The sequence below is a fragment of the Roseivirga sp. YIW32 genome (assembly GCF_057219245.1).
This window is the reverse complement of record NZ_JBXVVG010000002.1, coordinates 1,212,087-1,227,782: the sequence shown is the minus strand read 5'-3', so window position 1 is coordinate 1,227,782 and position 15,696 is coordinate 1,212,087. Positions and strand designations below refer to the sequence as shown.

Here is a 15,696-nt window from a genome sequence, read left to right as displayed (position 1 = left end):
ACTACTAACTAAAAAGATATGAGTTCAAACACTATGGGCATCACGATCAGACTCAGCGTCATGATGTTTTTGCAGTTTTTCATTTGGGGTGGCTGGTTTGTCACCTTAGGAACATTTTTAGGAAATAACATAAATGCGACAGACGGGCAGATCGCTCAAGCATTCTCCACGCAATCATGGGGTGCTATCATTGCCCCATTCATCATTGGCTTGATCGCCGATCGGTACTTCAATGCGGAACGCATTCTTGGTGTACTCCACTTGATAGGCGCTTTATTGATGTACTTGATGGCCAACACCACTGACTTCGCTGTCTTCTATCCGTATGTGCTCGGCTACATGATCCTTTACATGCCCACATTAGCATTAGTGAATTCAGTTGCCTTTAGAACGATGGCTGATCCTGCAAAGGACTTTTCAAAAATACGGGTTTGGGGTACCATAGGCTGGATCATCGCAGGTCTTGTGATCAGTTATGTCTTCTCATGGGATTCTCAAGCATCAATTGCAGACGGCATGCTCAAAAACACTTTCTTGATGACAGCCATTGCTTCAGGTGCTCTTGGTCTTTTTAGCTTTACACTTCCAAAAACACCGCCAATGGCAGATAAATCTGAAAAAGCCGGAATCAAAGAAATCCTTGGCTTGGATGCCTTGAAGCTCTTAACCAATAAGAATTTTGCCATTTTCTTCTTTTCTTCTGTTCTCATTTGTATTCCACTGGCTTTTTACTACCAAAATGCCAACCCTTTTCTAACAGAAATAGGCGTTGCCAATGCCACGGGTAAAATGACGATAGGACAGTTATCTGAGGTCCTTTTCATGCTATTGCTCCCCTTATTCTTAAAGAAGTACGGCATAAAAAAGACGCTCTTGTTTGGCATGTTGGCGTGGGCACTCCGCTATGTGCTTTTTGCCTATGGCAATGCGGATAGCGGTGTTTGGATGCTCCTATTAGGAATTGCGCTTCACGGCATCTGCTATGATTTCTTTTTTGTTTCAGGTCAGATCTACACTGATTCAAAAGCTGGTGAAAAATTCAAAAGCTCTGCTCAGGGCTTGATCACACTGGCTACTTATGGTGTTGGTATGTTGATAGGATTCTGGGCTGCAGGACAGATCTCTGAATATTATGTTGTTGGTGATGGACACGATTGGAACAGCATCTGGATTTTACCAGCTGCCTTCGCTGCACTTGTTTTTGTCCTGTTCGCAATCACGTTCAAAAATGAAAAAGTAGAATATAAAGAATCATGAGTAACAGAATTAGATTAGGAATGATCGGTGGTGGATTAAGCTCCTTCATTGGAATCGTTCATCGCATAGCTTCTTATACAGGTGAAGATTATCAATTGGTAGGCGGTGCCTTCGATACGGATTATGATCGGGCGCTCACCTTTGCCAATGGGCTCGATATCGATCCTGAAAGGGTGTATCCTACCATTGACGAATTTGTTGCTGGAGAAACAGCAAGACCTGAATCAGAACGCATTCAGGTAGTGACAGTTGTTACGCCCAACTTCTTGCATTACCCCATGGCCAAGCAGTTGATCGAAAATGGATTTCATGTCATCTGTGAAAAGCCGGTGACCAATACTGCTGCGGAAGCTGTTGAGTTAGAAGCGCTCGTGGCCAAGCACAAGGTAGTCTTCTGTCTCACGCATACCTACCAAGGTTATCCCATGGTCAGACAAATGCGCGATATGATCAGAAGTGGAGTGATCGGTAAAATTCAAAAAGTAGATGCACAGTATTATCAAGGCTGGATCAATCCTGTCATTCACGAAAAGGAAAAACGAAAAGCCGTTTGGCGCCTTGATCCCGCCAAGGCTGGACAAAGCTGCTGCATGGGGGATATCGGTGTTCATGCCTTTAACCTGGCAGAATACATGACAGGATTGAAAACGGATGCGGTACTCGCCGAATTGGAAACCCTATATGCAGATAATGCATTGGACGTAGATGGTACTGCCCTACTGCGTTTTGACAATGGTGTAAAAGGAATTGTACGGGCGAGCCAAATCGCTACGGGCGAAGAGAACAGTTTACGCGTAGCTGTATATGGCACCAAAGGTGGTCTGAGATGGGAACAAGAAAACCCAAATTATCTCTACTACATGGATGAAGGCAAAGCCCTTCAAGTATTGAAGCCGGGCCATGAATACAATGGCGAGCTTGCCAAGATCAGTACGAAAATGGCTCCTGGTCATCCAGAGGGGATTTTTGATTCCATGGGGAATATTTATAAGGGTACAGCGAGGGCCATAAGAGGCGAAAAAGTGCTTGATGGTGAATATCCAACCATCAGAGAAGGTGTTAGAGGAATGAAGTTTATCGAAGCAACTCTACATTCCTCAAATAATGGAAATATTTGGACTCAAATAGAAGACTAGTATGAAGACAATCAAAGGACCGGCAATATTCTTAGCGCAATTCGCAGATGATACTGCGCCTTTTAACAACCTACCTAACATTGCCAAATGGGCCAGTGAGTTAGGTTATAAAGCAGTTCAAATACCTACTTGGGATAGTCGTTTGATCGATCTGGACAAAGCTGCTGAGAGCAAAACCTATTGTGACGAATTGAAGGGTACATTGGCTCAATACGGGCTTGAAGTGAGCGAACTCTCTACACACTTACAAGGTCAATTGGTGGCTGTACATCCTGCTTATGAAGAACTTTTTAAAGGCTTTGCGCCAAAAGGCATGAATGCCAAACAGCGCAATGTGTGGGCCATCGATCAGGTCAAAAAGGCTGCTGTTGCCTCAAGAAACTTAGGTATTGATGTCCATGCAACATTTTCAGGCGCCTTGGTATGGCCTTATTTTTACAACTGGCCACAAAGACCAGCCGGCTTGATCGAAAAAGGATTCAAAGAATTAGCCGATCGATGGAAGCCAATCCTCAATCACTTCGATGAGCAAGGTGTCGATGTTTGTTATGAAGTGCATGCAGGTGAAGACCTACATGATGGCACTTCATTTGAGATGTTCTATGAGGCTACCGGGAAGCATGAGCGAGTGAAATTACTTTATGACCCTTCACATTTCATTTTACAACAACTCGATTACCTTGCCTATATCGACCATTACCATGAGTTTTTCGGCATGTTTCATGTGAAAGATGCCGAATACAATCCCAATGGAAAATCAGGTGTTTACGGTGGGTACCAGGATTGGATAGATCGTCCGGGACGCTTCCGTTCCATTGGAGATGGTCAGGTTGATTTTCAAGCCATCTTCTCGAAAATGACCCAATACGGATATGACGGGTGGGCTGTTCTGGAATGGGAGTGTTGCATCAAATCACCTGAACAAGGGGCAAGAGAGGGTGCTCAGTACATCAGTGATTTTATCATTGAAGCCACACAGAAAAACTTTGATGACTTTGCAGACGCAGGCATCAGCGAAGAAGAATTCAAGAAACTTTTAGGTATAGACAAATCATGAAAAAGCAACTACTAATCATCGCCTTATTCATTCTCGGAGGAAGCGCCTTTGGCCAAATCACCGACCCCAAAGCGACAGAGGTCTGGGATCCAGTACCGAGAAAAGTGACGCCAGGTAAGAACGGCGCAGCTCCATCGGATGCCATTGTATTATTTGATGGGACTGATCTGAACGAGTGGAAATCGAGAAAAGATGGCTCCTCAGCACAATGGAAGGTTGAAAATGGCTATATGGAAGTGGTCAAAGGCACCGGCGACATCATGACCAATCGCAAATTTGGTGACATCCAATTGCACATTGAATGGAGCGCCCCAACTGTGATCGAAGGAGAAGGACAAGGAAGAGGCAACTCCGGAGTCTTTTTGCAAGAACGATACGAAGTACAAGTATTGGATAGCTATGTTTCCAGAACCTATTCCAACGGACAAGCAGGCTCACTTTACAAACAGTCCATCCCATTGGTGAACGCAACAGTAGCACCCGGCGAATGGAATGTTTACGACATCATCTTCCATGCCCCTGAGTTCAATGAAGATGGCATCAAGGTAAAAGACGGTTATGTGACCGTGATTCATAACGGCGTGGTGATTCAAAACCATCAAAGACTGCTGGGAACGACTGAGTATATCGGCTTCCCTAAAAATCCAGCACATGGGGACGGCAGCATCATCTTACAGGACCACAGCAACCCTGTCAGATTTAGGAATATTTGGGTGAGAGAGCTATAAACACGACAGCCCAAAAACAAGAAAAGCCATTCTGAATGATCAGAATGGCTTTTTTTATCGTCTCAAAAAAAGTCCTGACGCTGCCATCAGGACGCTTCGATTTATGATGATCACACACTCGACCAGGCTTTTTGCCCCGGCTCGTAGGGAATACATCCTTCATATTTGACTGGAATCGGATCATACCGCATCACAGTTTCACCGACCAACTCAGAGGTAAAGTAACTCCAGAAGGTTGAGTTGACTATCTGCGTAACAAATAGCGCTTCTTGTAACTCTGGTGTCAAGGTGGGGTTTTCCTCACGCATCGCCTCCCTTAAACTTCTTAACGTCTCTGGATTTTCGTCATACTTTTTGAAATACCCGTTGATAACCGATGTCATTTGCTCCGTAGTAGCCTCAAAGAAATCAACTTCCTGATTTTCGTTGAATTGCTCAACAAATACCCCAAGCCCTTGACGAGTCAACTGTATTTCTGGCTCATTAGCGGTGGCCGCCATCACTTTATCCAAATGCGCGGGCACACCCGCTTCAATGGCACCCGGTGTGGTTGTTTTCGGACAAATCCCTTCACAAACACGCTCGAGTTGAGCTGCCTCCTCTGCATTAAAGAAAACAGGAACCCAGTTTACTTTCGGAGTCGCAGAACAACTCTGCAAAGAACCGAACAAAACAGAGGTACTAAAGATGGCTGCTGAACCAAAACCAATATTTTTAAGTGCTTCTCTTCTTTCCATGATTTAAATGTTTCCTTTTTTCAATTGATCTGCCGCATAGTTTGCTGCTCTTGCTGAGAAAGCCATATAGCCCAAAGATGGGTTATGACAAGCAGCTGATGTCATGAATGCCCCATCCGTCACAAATACGTTTTTGACCGCATGGATCTGATTCCATTTATTCAAAACAGATGTTTTCGGATCTCTACCCATACGAGCGGTTCCCATCTCGTGAATACCCAAGCCCATGTGTGGACCATTGTCATAGGTACCCACATTCTTGAAACCGGCCGCTTCTAACATCTCGGCTCCGGCTGAGGCCATGTCCTTACGCATTTCATATTCATTCTCATGAAAATTTCCTGCATCAAATCGCATTTGAGGTAGGCCGTAAGGATCCAAGTTGTCATAATCGAGGTACATATAATTCTTATGTTGAGGCAATACCTCACCAAAACCACCGATGCTCATGGTCCAAGAGCCCGGTTCCATAGCCGCTTCTTTGGCCTGAGCACCAACACGTTCCTCCATTCCTAAATTTCGACCCCATCCTTCACGCGATGCCCCACCTTGATAGCCGTAACCACGGATGAAGTTATCGACATTAGAACTTCCTCCTAAATTTCTGAAACGCGGAACATAGATACCATTGGCTCGACGTCCTTTATAGTACTTGTCTTCGTAACCTTCAACCCGAGCATACGCTCCCACACCGAGATGGTGGTCCATGATGTTATGCCCTAATTCACCGCTGTCGTTACCCATACCATTAGGAAAACGCGCCGACTTGGATTGAAGCAATATGCCAGCTGATGCAATAGCCGATGCACAAAGGAAGATCACCTTAGCATAATATTCTGTTGACTCTTTTGTGTTTTGATCGATCGCTCTAACTCCAGTAGCCTTGCCCGTGCTTTCGTCATACATCACCTCATGAACAATGGCATCCGTCTGGATCGTCAGATTCCCGGAGGCTAAACCTGCAGGCAATGTGGAAGACAAACTAGAGAAGTACCCTCCATATGGACAGCCCCTCATGCACCTGTTTCTCATCAAACACTGGCTTCTACCGCCCTGATTAGGGTGATTTGGATCATTGACACTCAAGGGTTGGGTTAGGTGTGCGGTTCGACCAATCGTTACCCATCGGTTGTTCCACTTCGATTCTACTGCCTTTTGGAAATCCCTTTCCACGCAGTTCATCTCCATTGGAGGAAGAAACTGCCCGTCGGGTAATTGCTTAAATCCTCGATTCTCACCACTAACACCAATAAAGCGTTCCACCTTGTCGTACCAAGGTTTGATGTCTCTATAACGTACCGGCCAGTCCACAGCAATGCCGTCCTTGAGGTTGGCCTCAAAATCAACATCACTCAAACGGTAACTCTGACGACCCCAGGTAATGGATCGTCCACCGAGATGATAGCCACGCATCCAATCAAAGCGGGTATCCTCTTGGTAGGGATGTTCACTATCCTTGACAAAGAAGTGTCGATGTGCTTCAGCGGTCGTGTATCCGGTTCGGTTCTGTTTTGGGTAATCTTTTTCAATTACTTCTTTGGGCGTTCTTCCTCTGTTTGGAAGATCCCAAGTATCCATTGTTGCGGTATGGTAATCCTTGATGTGCTCGATCTTTCGACCTCTTTCCAGCACTAAGGTATTCAAGCCATTCTCGCTTAGTTCTTTGGCAGCCCACCCCCCGCTAATTCCGGAGCCAACTACAATAGCATCAAAGGTGCGTTCCTGCTTTGCCTTTAGGTTTAAGTTCATTGAGAATAATTTTAGAATGTTATGCAATCCACCGAACCCAATGTCTCATTTGGTCAGTAGTGAAATATAAGCATTCCAAAATTTAAAAGCAGACTGAACTGTCTGCAGATCTGCGAAGGATTGTGTTAACGGTAAATAAAAAACCCTGACAAAGTTGCCAGGGTCTCTTTTAATATTCGTCTTCGTTGAAGAAGAAATCTTCTTTGGTCGGATAGTCCGGCCAGATCTCTTCAATATTTTCATAGGGTTGACCATCGTCTTCAAGTTCCTGAAGGTTTTCAACCACTTCTAATGGCGCACCCGATCTGATCGAAAAATCGATCAACTCGTCCTTAGTTGCAGGCCACGGTGCATCTTCCAGATATGAGGCTAATTCTAACGTCCAATACATTTTTCTACTCCTTATTTAGCGTGCAAAAGAAGATAATAAATCATTAATTTTCAAAAGGATACCCCCATTTATTTTTCTCAGCCTAAAAGCTCCCGTAAGCACGCGAAAACAGCATATTTAGGCTAACTGAGATTTGATCTGCTCAAGAATTGTCTTCTTTACTTCCACTTTTTGCTCTTGCTGTTTGAGTTTTTTAGTCAACATATTGTCCAAACCATCGGCCATGTTGAACTTCCCTAGGTTCTCTTGGAAGGTAAGAAACTCTCTACGGTCTCTCTCAAGAAGGTCCCTGCTGATCTTCAATCGCAACTTGAGATCAGTTCGATCTCCTTTTCTTTTCTTCACTAAACTGTCAATGAATTGTTTTTCTGACAGCATATCCATCAAAAAATGAATTTCACGCTTTACGGCACCAGCGTCTTTGTGCTTGACTTTTTGAATATACCGCCATTGCTCCTTCACTTCTTTCAAGTCAAGAGTCGGCATTAACTGCTCATTGGCTTTCTTTAAGCGGTCAGCGAAGTTGTTGACTTTCTCAAGCTGTTCTTTAGCACTACCACCACTTAGTTTTTTTGCTTTCTTTTTTGTCTTCGATAAGGCCTTTTTTATCAGCTCTTGAAACTGCGACCAAAACTCGCTGTGTTTTGCCGGTTTGATCTTGCCGAGTCCTTTCCACTCCTCCTGTTTTTGATAGATCAATTGACGCAATTTTTCAAGATCATCTACTTTTAGGAGTGTTTCAGCTCCTTTGATGAACTCTTGATAATCGGCTTCTCGCTCCTCCATCATTTTGTTGAGGTCATCATAAAAGGCAGTCCTTCGTGCATAAAAACCCTCGATCAAGGAAGTGTATTCTCCTTCAATTCGCTCTCTTTTGTCTTCAACAACGGCTCCTGTTTTGATCCATTTATGCTGAATCTCCTTAATCTGAGCCGATGCCGTCTTCCATTCATGACTGGTAGCAATGGGCTTCAATTGTTCCAATAAAGCGGTTTTGATCTGTAAATTCTTGTGCCTATTCTGCTCTATGTAAGCATTCAAATCCAACAGCATGCCGTCGATCTTTTGCTCAAGGGCTTCAAAATCTCCTATGCCATCAAACTCAGGCAATGTGCTTTTTAAGTATTCCACTTTGGTCAAAAAAGAACCCTTGTTGTCTTGCTCTTTAATTTTTTCAGCAATCTCACTCACCTCCTCCGCTAGCTTGGCAAACTTTTTCTCGAAATATTGAAGCGCATCCTCCTCGGTAGAATTCACCTCACCGATGATGCGCTCCTTGTGTTTACCAAAAGGCGCTCTGACCACTTTACCGTCCTCTACAAATCCAAAAGCTGACTTACCCACTTCTTCCTTATCTGATTTTAGCCCGAAATTAGTTATTTCATTCATTCAGCAGCATCCAGTTGATATTTTTTCCATATTTGGACTCAAAATCAGCCAACATGAGTGACAATAAGATCATTTTCTCTATGGCAGGGGTCAGCAAGATCTACCCGCCACAAAAACAAGTACTTAAAAATATTTACCTCTCCTTTTTCTATGGAGCAAAGATTGGGGTACTCGGTCTGAACGGTGCCGGTAAATCAAGTCTGCTGCGCATCATTGCTGGGGTAGATAAAGAGTACCAAGGAGAAGTTGTCTTCTCTCCTGGCTACACAGTTGGCATGCTGGAGCAAGAACCACAACTTGACCTGAATAAAACGGTCAAGGAAGTTGTGGAAGAGGGTGCTGCCGATGTGGTCAATGCACTGAAGAAATTTGAAGAGATCAACCTCAAGTTTGCTGATCCTGAGATTTTGGACAATCCCGATGCAATGAATGACCTCATCGAAGAGCAGGGCAAAGTGCAGGAGCAACTCGATCAGATGAATGCTTGGGAACTCGATTCTCGTCTAGAGCGTGCCATGGATGCCTTGCGAACTCCCTCAAGTGATGCCAAGATCGAAAACCTATCAGGTGGTGAAAAGAGAAGAGTTGCCCTTTGCCGCTTGCTGATCCAAGAACCGGACGTGCTCCTACTTGATGAACCAACCAACCACCTCGATGCGGAGTCCGTACATTGGCTTGAACAACATTTGAAACAATACAAAGGAACCGTCATAGCAGTAACACACGATCGGTATTTCCTTGATAATGTAGCCGGTTGGATCCTTGAATTGGATCGTGGAGAAGGTATTCCTTGGGAAGGCAATTACTCTTCTTGGCTCGATCAAAAGCAAAAACGACTGGCTGATGAGGAAAAAACAGAATCAAAACGGCAAAAAACACTTCAGCGAGAGCTCGATTGGGTGCGGATGTCACCTAAAGGAAGACAGGCCAAATCGAAGGCGAGGCTTTCTGCTTACGACAAACTCGTCGGACAAGAAGCGAGAGAGCGAGAAGAAAAGCTCGAATTGTACATCCCGCCTGGGGAACGACTGGGGAACAAGGTGATCGAAGCCAACGGCGTGTCGAAGGCCTTCGGAGACAAACTGCTGTATGAAAATTTAGAATTCTCCTTACCTCAAGGAGGCATCGTAGGGGTGATCGGACCGAACGGAGCGGGGAAAACCACGCTTTTCAACCTGATCACTGGAAGAGAAAAACCGGATGCTGGAACCTTTGAAGTGGGCGAAACAGTGGATATCGCTTATGTCGATCAGGAACACACCAAGCTCGATCCGAACAAAACGGTTTGGGAGGTGATCTCAGAAGGAAATGAATTGATTCAGCTAGGTGGCAAAGAGATCAATAGCCGGGCGTATGTAAGCCGATTCAATTTTGGCGGAAGCGACCAAAACAAAAAAGTGAGTGAGCTTTCAGGCGGTATGCGAAACCGTGTTCACCTCGCACTGACCCTGAAGCAAGGCGCTAATCTTTTATTGCTTGATGAACCAACAAACGATCTAGATGTGAATACCTTGAGAGCACTGGAAGAAGGCTTGGAAAACTTTGGAGGTTGTGCAGTGATCATTTCTCACGACCGCTGGTTCTTAGACCGTGTTTGTACGCACATTTTGGCCTTTGAAGGCAACTCTCAGGTATATTGGTTCGAAGGATCTTACTCGGATTACGAGGAGAATCGTAAAAAACGCATGGGAGATGTCGATCCGCAACGGATCAAGTACAAGAAATTGATGGGCTGATGGTTACTAGTACATGGTACATAGTATTTAGTACAAAGCCATTAGCCACGTACTTTGTACCAGATACCATGTACTATAACCATGCACTAAAAATGAAATGTGATCTCTTGCCTTAGGTTTTCTGACAAGCTCAAGGCCACTGGGCAATTTCGTCCAATGTTTTTGAGCGCTGCCCTTTCTTCTTTCGAGGCTGAGCAGTTATCCCAATAGAAATTTAGTTTTAAAGCGGCAATGCGACGCGGTTCGGCAGACATGATCTTTGTCGTTTCTGTGCGCATACCGGACATGTCGATCCCCTTCTTTTCTCCATCAATGGCCATTACCGTCATCATGCAGCTAGCCAATGCAGCAGCTACCGTATCTGTAGGTGAAAATGTTTCTCCTTTGCCATTGTTATCTACCGGAGCATCCGTTTGGAAAGTTTTGCCTGATTTGACGTGCTCAGCACTTGTACGCAATCCTCCTTCATATTTCGATTTGACAGTTATCATAAACTAAGGGCTCTATTTTTTCGTTAATTTAGCGTTTCCGATTTGGTACACATTCCGCACGATGAAAAAATATTTTCTCTGTTTATTGATTTGTCTCCTTTTAGGCTCCCCTGAACTTTTAGCTCAAGTGAACCCTAGCGGCGAGGTAGATGAAGAGTATTTGATTGAAAATGTCTTTGGTATCGTTAAAGCGACAAACGGTGGCTTGATCTCAGGGTTTTATTACCGTCGTTCAAAAAAATTGAATGACTTGACGCTCAGCAATATTGGCATTGAACTGGTCAATATCAAGCATCCAAGAGAAGCGAGAGAAACCACATTCACAGGAAGCTCTTTTGTTTTTGGCAAGTCCAATTACTTTGTGTCCGTTCGTCCGACCTATGGTCGGGAAAGAATTCTGTTCAAAAAAGCACCTCAACAGGGTGCTCGAGTAACTGCGATCGTCGCCGCAGGACCTACGTTAGGACTAGAGATCCCGTATTATGTTGAACTAGGGGGAAATAGAAAGGAACAATACGACCCCTTGAACCCACAACACGCACGCCCCTTTATAGGTGGTAGTGCAGGACCTTTCCGAGGAATAGGAGATACCAATGTTGTGGTCGGATTGCATGCAAAAGCCTCGCTTACTTTTGAAACCAACTCAACCAAACAACGTGTGTTTGGCTTTGAAGTAGGATTTACCTTAGACGTGTATACGCGAGAAATAGAGATCTTACCGCTTGTTGAGAATTACAGTGCCTTCCCTGCTGCCTTCCTATCACTCTATTTCGGCAAAAGAAGATAATTCAATCCTCTTTAATTTTGGAACCTTTGGTTTAACTTTGTGTTCATTAAGACAGAGGAGAACGTTATGATTGAACTACCTGTCGTTTCTAAGGAAACCACTGAGAATAAGAGAAGAAAGCCAGATTGGTTGAGAGTCAAGTTGCCTATTGGACCTGAATATGCGAAGGTCCGTAAGCTGGTTGACGAAAATAAGCTTCACACCATTTGCGAAAGTGGAAATTGCCCGAATATGGGTGAATGCTGGGGAGCTGGAACAGCCACTTTCATGATTCTGGGTAATGTCTGTACGCGTTCATGTTCTTTTTGTGCAGTAGCAACAGGTCGACCACCTGAATACGACACGGACGAACCACGAAGAGTCGCAGAGTCAATCAAGAAAATGGGTGTCAAACACGCGGTGATCACCTCAGTCAACCGTGACGAGTTGAAAGACCGTGGCGCAGAGATCTGGTACCAGACAGTGGTACAAACGAAAGAATTAAGCCCAAGCACCACGATCGAAACGCTAATACCCGATGTAAAAGGAAACTGGGATGCCTTATATCGCATGATCGAAGCAGGGCAGGAAGTGGTCTCGCACAATATGGAAACGGTAAGGGAGTTGTATCGCCCAGTACGTCCTCAAGCGAAATATGACCGAAGTTTGGAAGAGCTACGCAGGATCAAAGAGTTCGGCAAGCGCTCAAAATCGGGTGCCATGCTTGGTTTGGGTGAAACAGATGATCAGGTTTTCCAATTAATGGACGATTTGATAGAAGTTGGACTAGATGTGTTGACCTTAGGCCAATATCTACAGCCCACCAAAAGACATCACGAGGTGATCGAGTACATTCACCCCGATAAGTTTGCTTTCTTTAAAGAAGAAGGTGAGAAAAGAGGAATCAAATACGTTGAGTCTGGACCATTGGTGAGATCATCTTACCATGCGGAAAGACATGTGCATGTTTAGGTGCTCAGTGCTTAAGAAAAAATATCAAAAGCCATCTTGATCGATCAGGATGGCTTTTCTTTTTATGGGATTCGTGTATCGGAATGACCGAAGTAAACAAACGACTTGATATGCTACATGCTCATTGAAAATCAGCCGGAATTAACGCTTTGATTTTTGATAAGGAAGAATATTCTGTTTAAGTCAGGAGATGCTAACGCAATAGAAACCCTCAAAATAGGTTCAGATTGAGTGATCATCCTCATTTCGCTACTATTCAATCTTATGTATCCTACTGCTTTTAAGATGGCTAACAAAAAAGGCTACCTAAGGTAGCCTTTCTAATATCAATCATCTCTTGTCTATCGTCTAGACAATTGCTTCCTCTTCCTGGTACTCGGAAACCGGAATACAGCTACACATGAGGTTTCTGTCGCCATAGGCAGAATCGATTCTACCCACTGTTGGCCAGAACTTCACCTCTTTTACAAACTCCGTCGGGTAGACGGCCTTTTCTCGAGAGTATGGTCTGGTCCATTCCCCTTCAAGTACCATACTCGCTGTGTGTGGTGCATTCTTCACCACATTATTGCCCTCTTCCGCTAAACCGTTTTCAATCTCTCTGATCTCTTCTCGAATGCTCAACATGGCATCGCAGAATCTATCGAGTTCGATCTTAGCTTCAGATTCAGTTGGCTCGATCATCACGGTTCCGGCTACCGGGAAAGAAACCGTTGGTGCATGGAAACCATAATCCATTAAACGCTTCGCGATGTCTTCTACTTCAATGCCTTGGGCTTTGAATTTTCTCAAATCCACGATCATTTCGTGCGCCGCCCAACCATTTTTACCGGTGTACAGAATATCGAATTCACCTTCCAATCTTGACTTGATGTAATTCGCGTTCAGGATAGCGATCTTCGTAGCATTGGTTAGTCCTTCGGCCCCCATCATGGCAATGTAAGCGTAGGAGATGGTCAAAATACTCGCGCTGCCCCAAGGAGCTGATGAGATCGAACTGATCGGCTGATCTCCACCCGTGGTATCCATTACTGCGCTATTTGGCAAGAAAGGAGCCAAGTGCTCAGCAACACCGATAGGGCCCATGCCTGGTCCACCACCGCCGTGAGGAATACAGAAGGTCTTGTGCAAGTTCAGGTGACACACATCTGCTCCGATCAAGCCTGGGCTCGTCAATCCGACTTGAGCATTCATGTTGGCACCGTCCATGTACACCTGTCCACCATGATCATGGATCATTTGACAGATCTCTTTGATGTCTTCCTCAAATACCCCGTGGGTAGAAGGATAGGTGACCATCAAGGCGGCAAGATTCTCACTATTGGCTTCAACCTTAGATTTTAGATCATCAAGGTCGATATTACCTTTTTCATCGCAGTTCACGATCACTACTTTCATTCCTGCCATAACTGCGGAAGCTGGATTCGTACCATGAGCAGATGAAGGAATGATGGCAATATTTCTGTGATGATCTCCTCTGCTTTGATGGTAGGCCCTGATCACCATCAAACCGGCGTACTCTCCTTGTGCACCGGAGTTCGGCTGCAAGGACACATCATAAAAACCGGTGATCTCCGATAACCAATCCACCAAGTCGTTGAACATCATATGATAGCCACGAGTCTGGTATTTCGGAGCAAACGGATGGATACCGCCGAATTCTGGCCAAGTCACAGCCATCATTTCAGAAGTAGCATTCAACTTCATGGTACACGAACCCAATGAGATCATGGAGTGCACCAACGACAAGTCTTTGTTTTCTAACTTCTTGATGTAACGCAACATCTCATGCTCAGAGTGGTATTGGTTGAACACCGGATGCGTCATGAAATCAGAAGTTCTTTTCAATTCTTCAGGAAGTTCAACCGCTAAATCAGCAGCCTCTCCGTCCAAGTCGAAATCCATTTTTTGTCCAACGGCTTCTGAAAAGACATTGAGTACAGTTTCAATATCCTCTACCCTTGTGGTTTCATCTACAGAAATACCAATATCGCCGTTTTCGAAGTACCGGAAGTTCGATTCATTTACCTCTGCAATGGTTTTGATCTTATCTGCCAAGGCAGACTCACATGATATTCTCAGCGTATCGAAGTATAAGTTGTTGAGCTGCTCAAAACCGAAATGTGCAAGGCCTTTCTCTAATAATTTTGCAAATCCATGAATCTTCAGCGCGATATGTTTCACCCCTTTCGATCCATGGTACACACCGTACATTCCGGCCATTACTGCAAGTAAAACCTGAGCCGTACAAATGTTCGATGTGGCTTTTTCTCTTCTGATGTGCTGCTCGCGAGTTTGCAAGGCCATTCTGTATGCCTTTTTCCCTTGAGAGTCTTGTGAAACACCGATAATTCGTCCCGGAATTTGGCGTTTGAACTGATCGCGAGTCGCAAAGAATGCAGCGTGCGGTCCTCCATAGCCCATCGGTACACCGAAGCGTTGTGTTGTTCCTACCACTGCATCTGCACCCATTTCACCAGGAGGTGTGATCAATGTTAAGGCCATCAGATCTGCCGCGAATGTGACAAACACATTTTGTTCATGAGCAGACTCAGCGAATGATTTGTAATTGATGACTCGTCCATCACCTGCTGGGTACTGGATCAAGACACCGTAAAGATCTTCTCTTGTTAGATCAAGTTCAGCATATTTTCCGATCTCCAATTCAATGCCAACGGGTACTGCCCTCGTTTTCAACACATCGATCGTTTGCGGAAAAGTATTTTCATCGACAAAGAACACCTTGGCATCTTTCTTCTCCTTTTTGCGCTGACCAAAGAACATGGTCATGGCCTCAGCAGCTGCCGTTCCTTCATCCAACAAAGAGGCGTTCGCGATCTCCATGGCAGTCAAGTCCATCACCATGGTTTGGAAGTTGATCAAGGCTTCTAACCTACCTTGAGCGATCTCTGCTTGATAAGGCGTATAGGCTGTATACCATCCTGGGTTTTCCAAAATGTTTCGTTGGATCACTCCCGGCACGATGGTATCGTAATAACCCATTCCAATGTAGGATCTGAACAGTCTGTTCTGCGCAGCAATATGACGCAGATCTTTCATGAACTGGAATTCTGACTTCGCCGCAGGCAAATTCAGTGGGGCTTGCATTCGAATCCCGGCGGGTACCGTTTCACCTATCAGTGTATCCAAACTGGATGCACCGATCACCTCTAACATTTCGTTAATCTCTTGTTGATCCGGACCATTGTGACGGTCTTCGAATTTCTGCGTTTTGCGTAGATCGATCTTTGTCATATGTATTTTTCTAAGCGAATAAGTCGCATCAC

Annotated in this window: 13 protein-coding genes; 7 read left to right on the top strand and 6 right to left on the bottom strand. The window is 44.8% G+C overall.

Annotated features, from left to right (window positions below; translation table 11 throughout):
- Nucleotides 1-18: 18 nt before the first annotated feature.
- The 4 genes from AC2D6U_RS14280 to AC2D6U_RS14265 are packed head-to-tail and all read left to right on the top strand — an operon-like array spanning nt 19 to nt 4,178.
- Entirely contained in the window at nt 19-1,257 is a 1,239-nt protein-coding gene (locus AC2D6U_RS14280) for a nucleoside permease (RefSeq protein ID WP_484721665.1), read from the top strand.
- The gene (locus tag AC2D6U_RS14275; RefSeq protein WP_484721664.1) at nt 1,254-2,393 is read left to right on the top strand and encodes a Gfo/Idh/MocA family protein; all 1,140 of its coding nucleotides are present in this window, start codon (nt 1,254-1,256) and stop codon (nt 2,391-2,393) included. Before AC2D6U_RS14280 ends, AC2D6U_RS14275 begins: the two co-directional genes overlap by 4 nt.
- A 1-nt stretch (nt 2,394) precedes the next feature.
- The gene (locus tag AC2D6U_RS14270) at nt 2,395-3,450 is read left to right on the top strand and encodes a sugar phosphate isomerase/epimerase family protein (protein ID WP_484721663.1); all 1,056 of its coding nucleotides are present in this window, start codon (nt 2,395-2,397) and stop codon (nt 3,448-3,450) included.
- Entirely contained in the window at nt 3,447-4,178 is a 732-nt protein-coding gene (locus AC2D6U_RS14265) for a 3-keto-disaccharide hydrolase (protein WP_484721662.1), read from the top strand. Before AC2D6U_RS14270 ends, AC2D6U_RS14265 begins: the two co-directional genes overlap by 4 nt.
- 110 nt (nt 4,179-4,288) lie before the next feature.
- Here AC2D6U_RS14265 and AC2D6U_RS14260 read toward each other — a convergent pair whose 3' ends face one another.
- The 4 genes from AC2D6U_RS14260 to AC2D6U_RS14245 form a co-directional block, all read right to left on the bottom strand.
- Nucleotides 4,289-4,915, bottom strand: a complete 627-nt coding sequence (locus AC2D6U_RS14260) for a gluconate 2-dehydrogenase subunit 3 family protein (RefSeq protein WP_484721661.1) — start codon at nt 4,913-4,915, stop codon at nt 4,289-4,291.
- A gap of 3 nt (nt 4,916-4,918) precedes the next feature.
- The gene (locus AC2D6U_RS14255; protein WP_484721660.1) at nt 4,919-6,664 is read right to left on the bottom strand and encodes a GMC oxidoreductase; all 1,746 of its coding nucleotides are present in this window, start codon (nt 6,662-6,664) and stop codon (nt 4,919-4,921) included.
- Nucleotides 6,665-6,833: 169 nt separating this feature from the next.
- Nucleotides 6,834-7,055: a DUF2795 domain-containing protein gene (locus tag AC2D6U_RS14250; RefSeq protein WP_090257868.1), complete on the bottom strand. Its 222-nt coding sequence runs from the start codon at nt 7,053-7,055 to the stop codon at nt 6,834-6,836.
- A 117-nt stretch (nt 7,056-7,172) separates the two neighbouring features.
- On the bottom strand, nt 7,173-8,444 hold the full coding sequence (locus AC2D6U_RS14245) for a DUF349 domain-containing protein (protein WP_484721659.1): 1,272 nt from the start codon (nt 8,442-8,444) through the stop codon (nt 7,173-7,175).
- Between the two features lie 53 nt (nt 8,445-8,497).
- On the opposite strand from AC2D6U_RS14245, the gene ettA reads away from it, so the two are divergent.
- Nucleotides 8,498-10,180, top strand: coding sequence for an energy-dependent translational throttle protein EttA (gene ettA / locus AC2D6U_RS14240; RefSeq protein ID WP_484721658.1), 1,683 nt, complete (start codon nt 8,498-8,500; stop codon nt 10,178-10,180).
- Between the two features lie 86 nt (nt 10,181-10,266).
- Here the strand turns inward: ettA and AC2D6U_RS14235 are convergent, their stop codons facing one another.
- Complete coding sequence (locus tag AC2D6U_RS14235; RefSeq protein ID WP_484721657.1) at nt 10,267-10,671, bottom strand: OsmC family protein; 405 nt, start codon at nt 10,669-10,671, stop codon at nt 10,267-10,269.
- A 61-nt stretch (nt 10,672-10,732) separates the two neighbouring features.
- Here AC2D6U_RS14235 and AC2D6U_RS14230 point away from each other — a divergent pair, with 61 nt between their 5' ends.
- Both AC2D6U_RS14230 and lipA read left to right on the top strand, forming a co-directional pair.
- A complete protein-coding gene (locus AC2D6U_RS14230) occupies nt 10,733-11,458 on the top strand; it encodes a hypothetical protein (RefSeq protein WP_484721656.1) in 726 nt (241 codons plus the stop codon).
- 66 nt (nt 11,459-11,524) lie between these two features.
- Nucleotides 11,525-12,409 (top strand): lipoyl synthase, encoded by an 885-nt coding sequence (lipA, locus tag AC2D6U_RS14225; RefSeq protein ID WP_484721655.1) that lies wholly within the window; start codon nt 11,525-11,527, stop codon nt 12,407-12,409.
- 348 nt (nt 12,410-12,757) lie between these two features.
- Here lipA and gcvP read toward each other — a convergent pair whose 3' ends face one another.
- Nucleotides 12,758-15,664, bottom strand: a complete 2,907-nt coding sequence (gene gcvP, locus AC2D6U_RS14220; protein WP_484721654.1) for an aminomethyl-transferring glycine dehydrogenase — start codon at nt 15,662-15,664, stop codon at nt 12,758-12,760.
- Nucleotides 15,665-15,696 lie beyond the last annotated feature (32 nt).

Bases quoted from the DNA above. Each gene is read 5' to 3' on its own strand.
- AC2D6U_RS14260 (WP_484721661.1), bottom strand. From the start codon at position 4,915: ATGGAAAGAAGAGAAGCACTTAAAAATATTGGTTTTGGTTCAGCAGCC.
- AC2D6U_RS14280 (WP_484721665.1), top strand. From the start codon at position 19: ATGAGTTCAAACACTATGGGCATCACGATCAGACTCAGCGTCATGATG.
- AC2D6U_RS14235 (WP_484721657.1), bottom strand. From the start codon at position 10,671: ATGATAACTGTCAAATCGAAATATGAAGGAGGATTGCGTACAAGTGCT.
- AC2D6U_RS14250 (WP_090257868.1), bottom strand. From the start codon at position 7,055: ATGTATTGGACGTTAGAATTAGCCTCATATCTGGAAGATGCACCGTGG.
- AC2D6U_RS14275 (WP_484721664.1), top strand. From the start codon at position 1,254: ATGAGTAACAGAATTAGATTAGGAATGATCGGTGGTGGATTAAGCTCC.
- AC2D6U_RS14230 (WP_484721656.1), top strand. From the start codon at position 10,733: ATGAAAAAATATTTTCTCTGTTTATTGATTTGTCTCCTTTTAGGCTCC.
- lipA (WP_484721655.1), top strand. From the start codon at position 11,525: ATGATTGAACTACCTGTCGTTTCTAAGGAAACCACTGAGAATAAGAGA.
- AC2D6U_RS14255 (WP_484721660.1), bottom strand. From the start codon at position 6,664: ATGAACTTAAACCTAAAGGCAAAGCAGGAACGCACCTTTGATGCTATT.
- AC2D6U_RS14265 (WP_484721662.1), top strand. From the start codon at position 3,447: ATGAAAAAGCAACTACTAATCATCGCCTTATTCATTCTCGGAGGAAGC.
- ettA (WP_484721658.1), top strand. From the start codon at position 8,498: ATGAGTGACAATAAGATCATTTTCTCTATGGCAGGGGTCAGCAAGATC.
- AC2D6U_RS14245 (WP_484721659.1), bottom strand. From the start codon at position 8,444: ATGAATGAAATAACTAATTTCGGGCTAAAATCAGATAAGGAAGAAGTG.
- gcvP (WP_484721654.1), bottom strand. From the start codon at position 15,664: ATGACAAAGATCGATCTACGCAAAACGCAGAAATTCGAAGACCGTCAC.
- AC2D6U_RS14270 (WP_484721663.1), top strand. From the start codon at position 2,395: ATGAAGACAATCAAAGGACCGGCAATATTCTTAGCGCAATTCGCAGAT.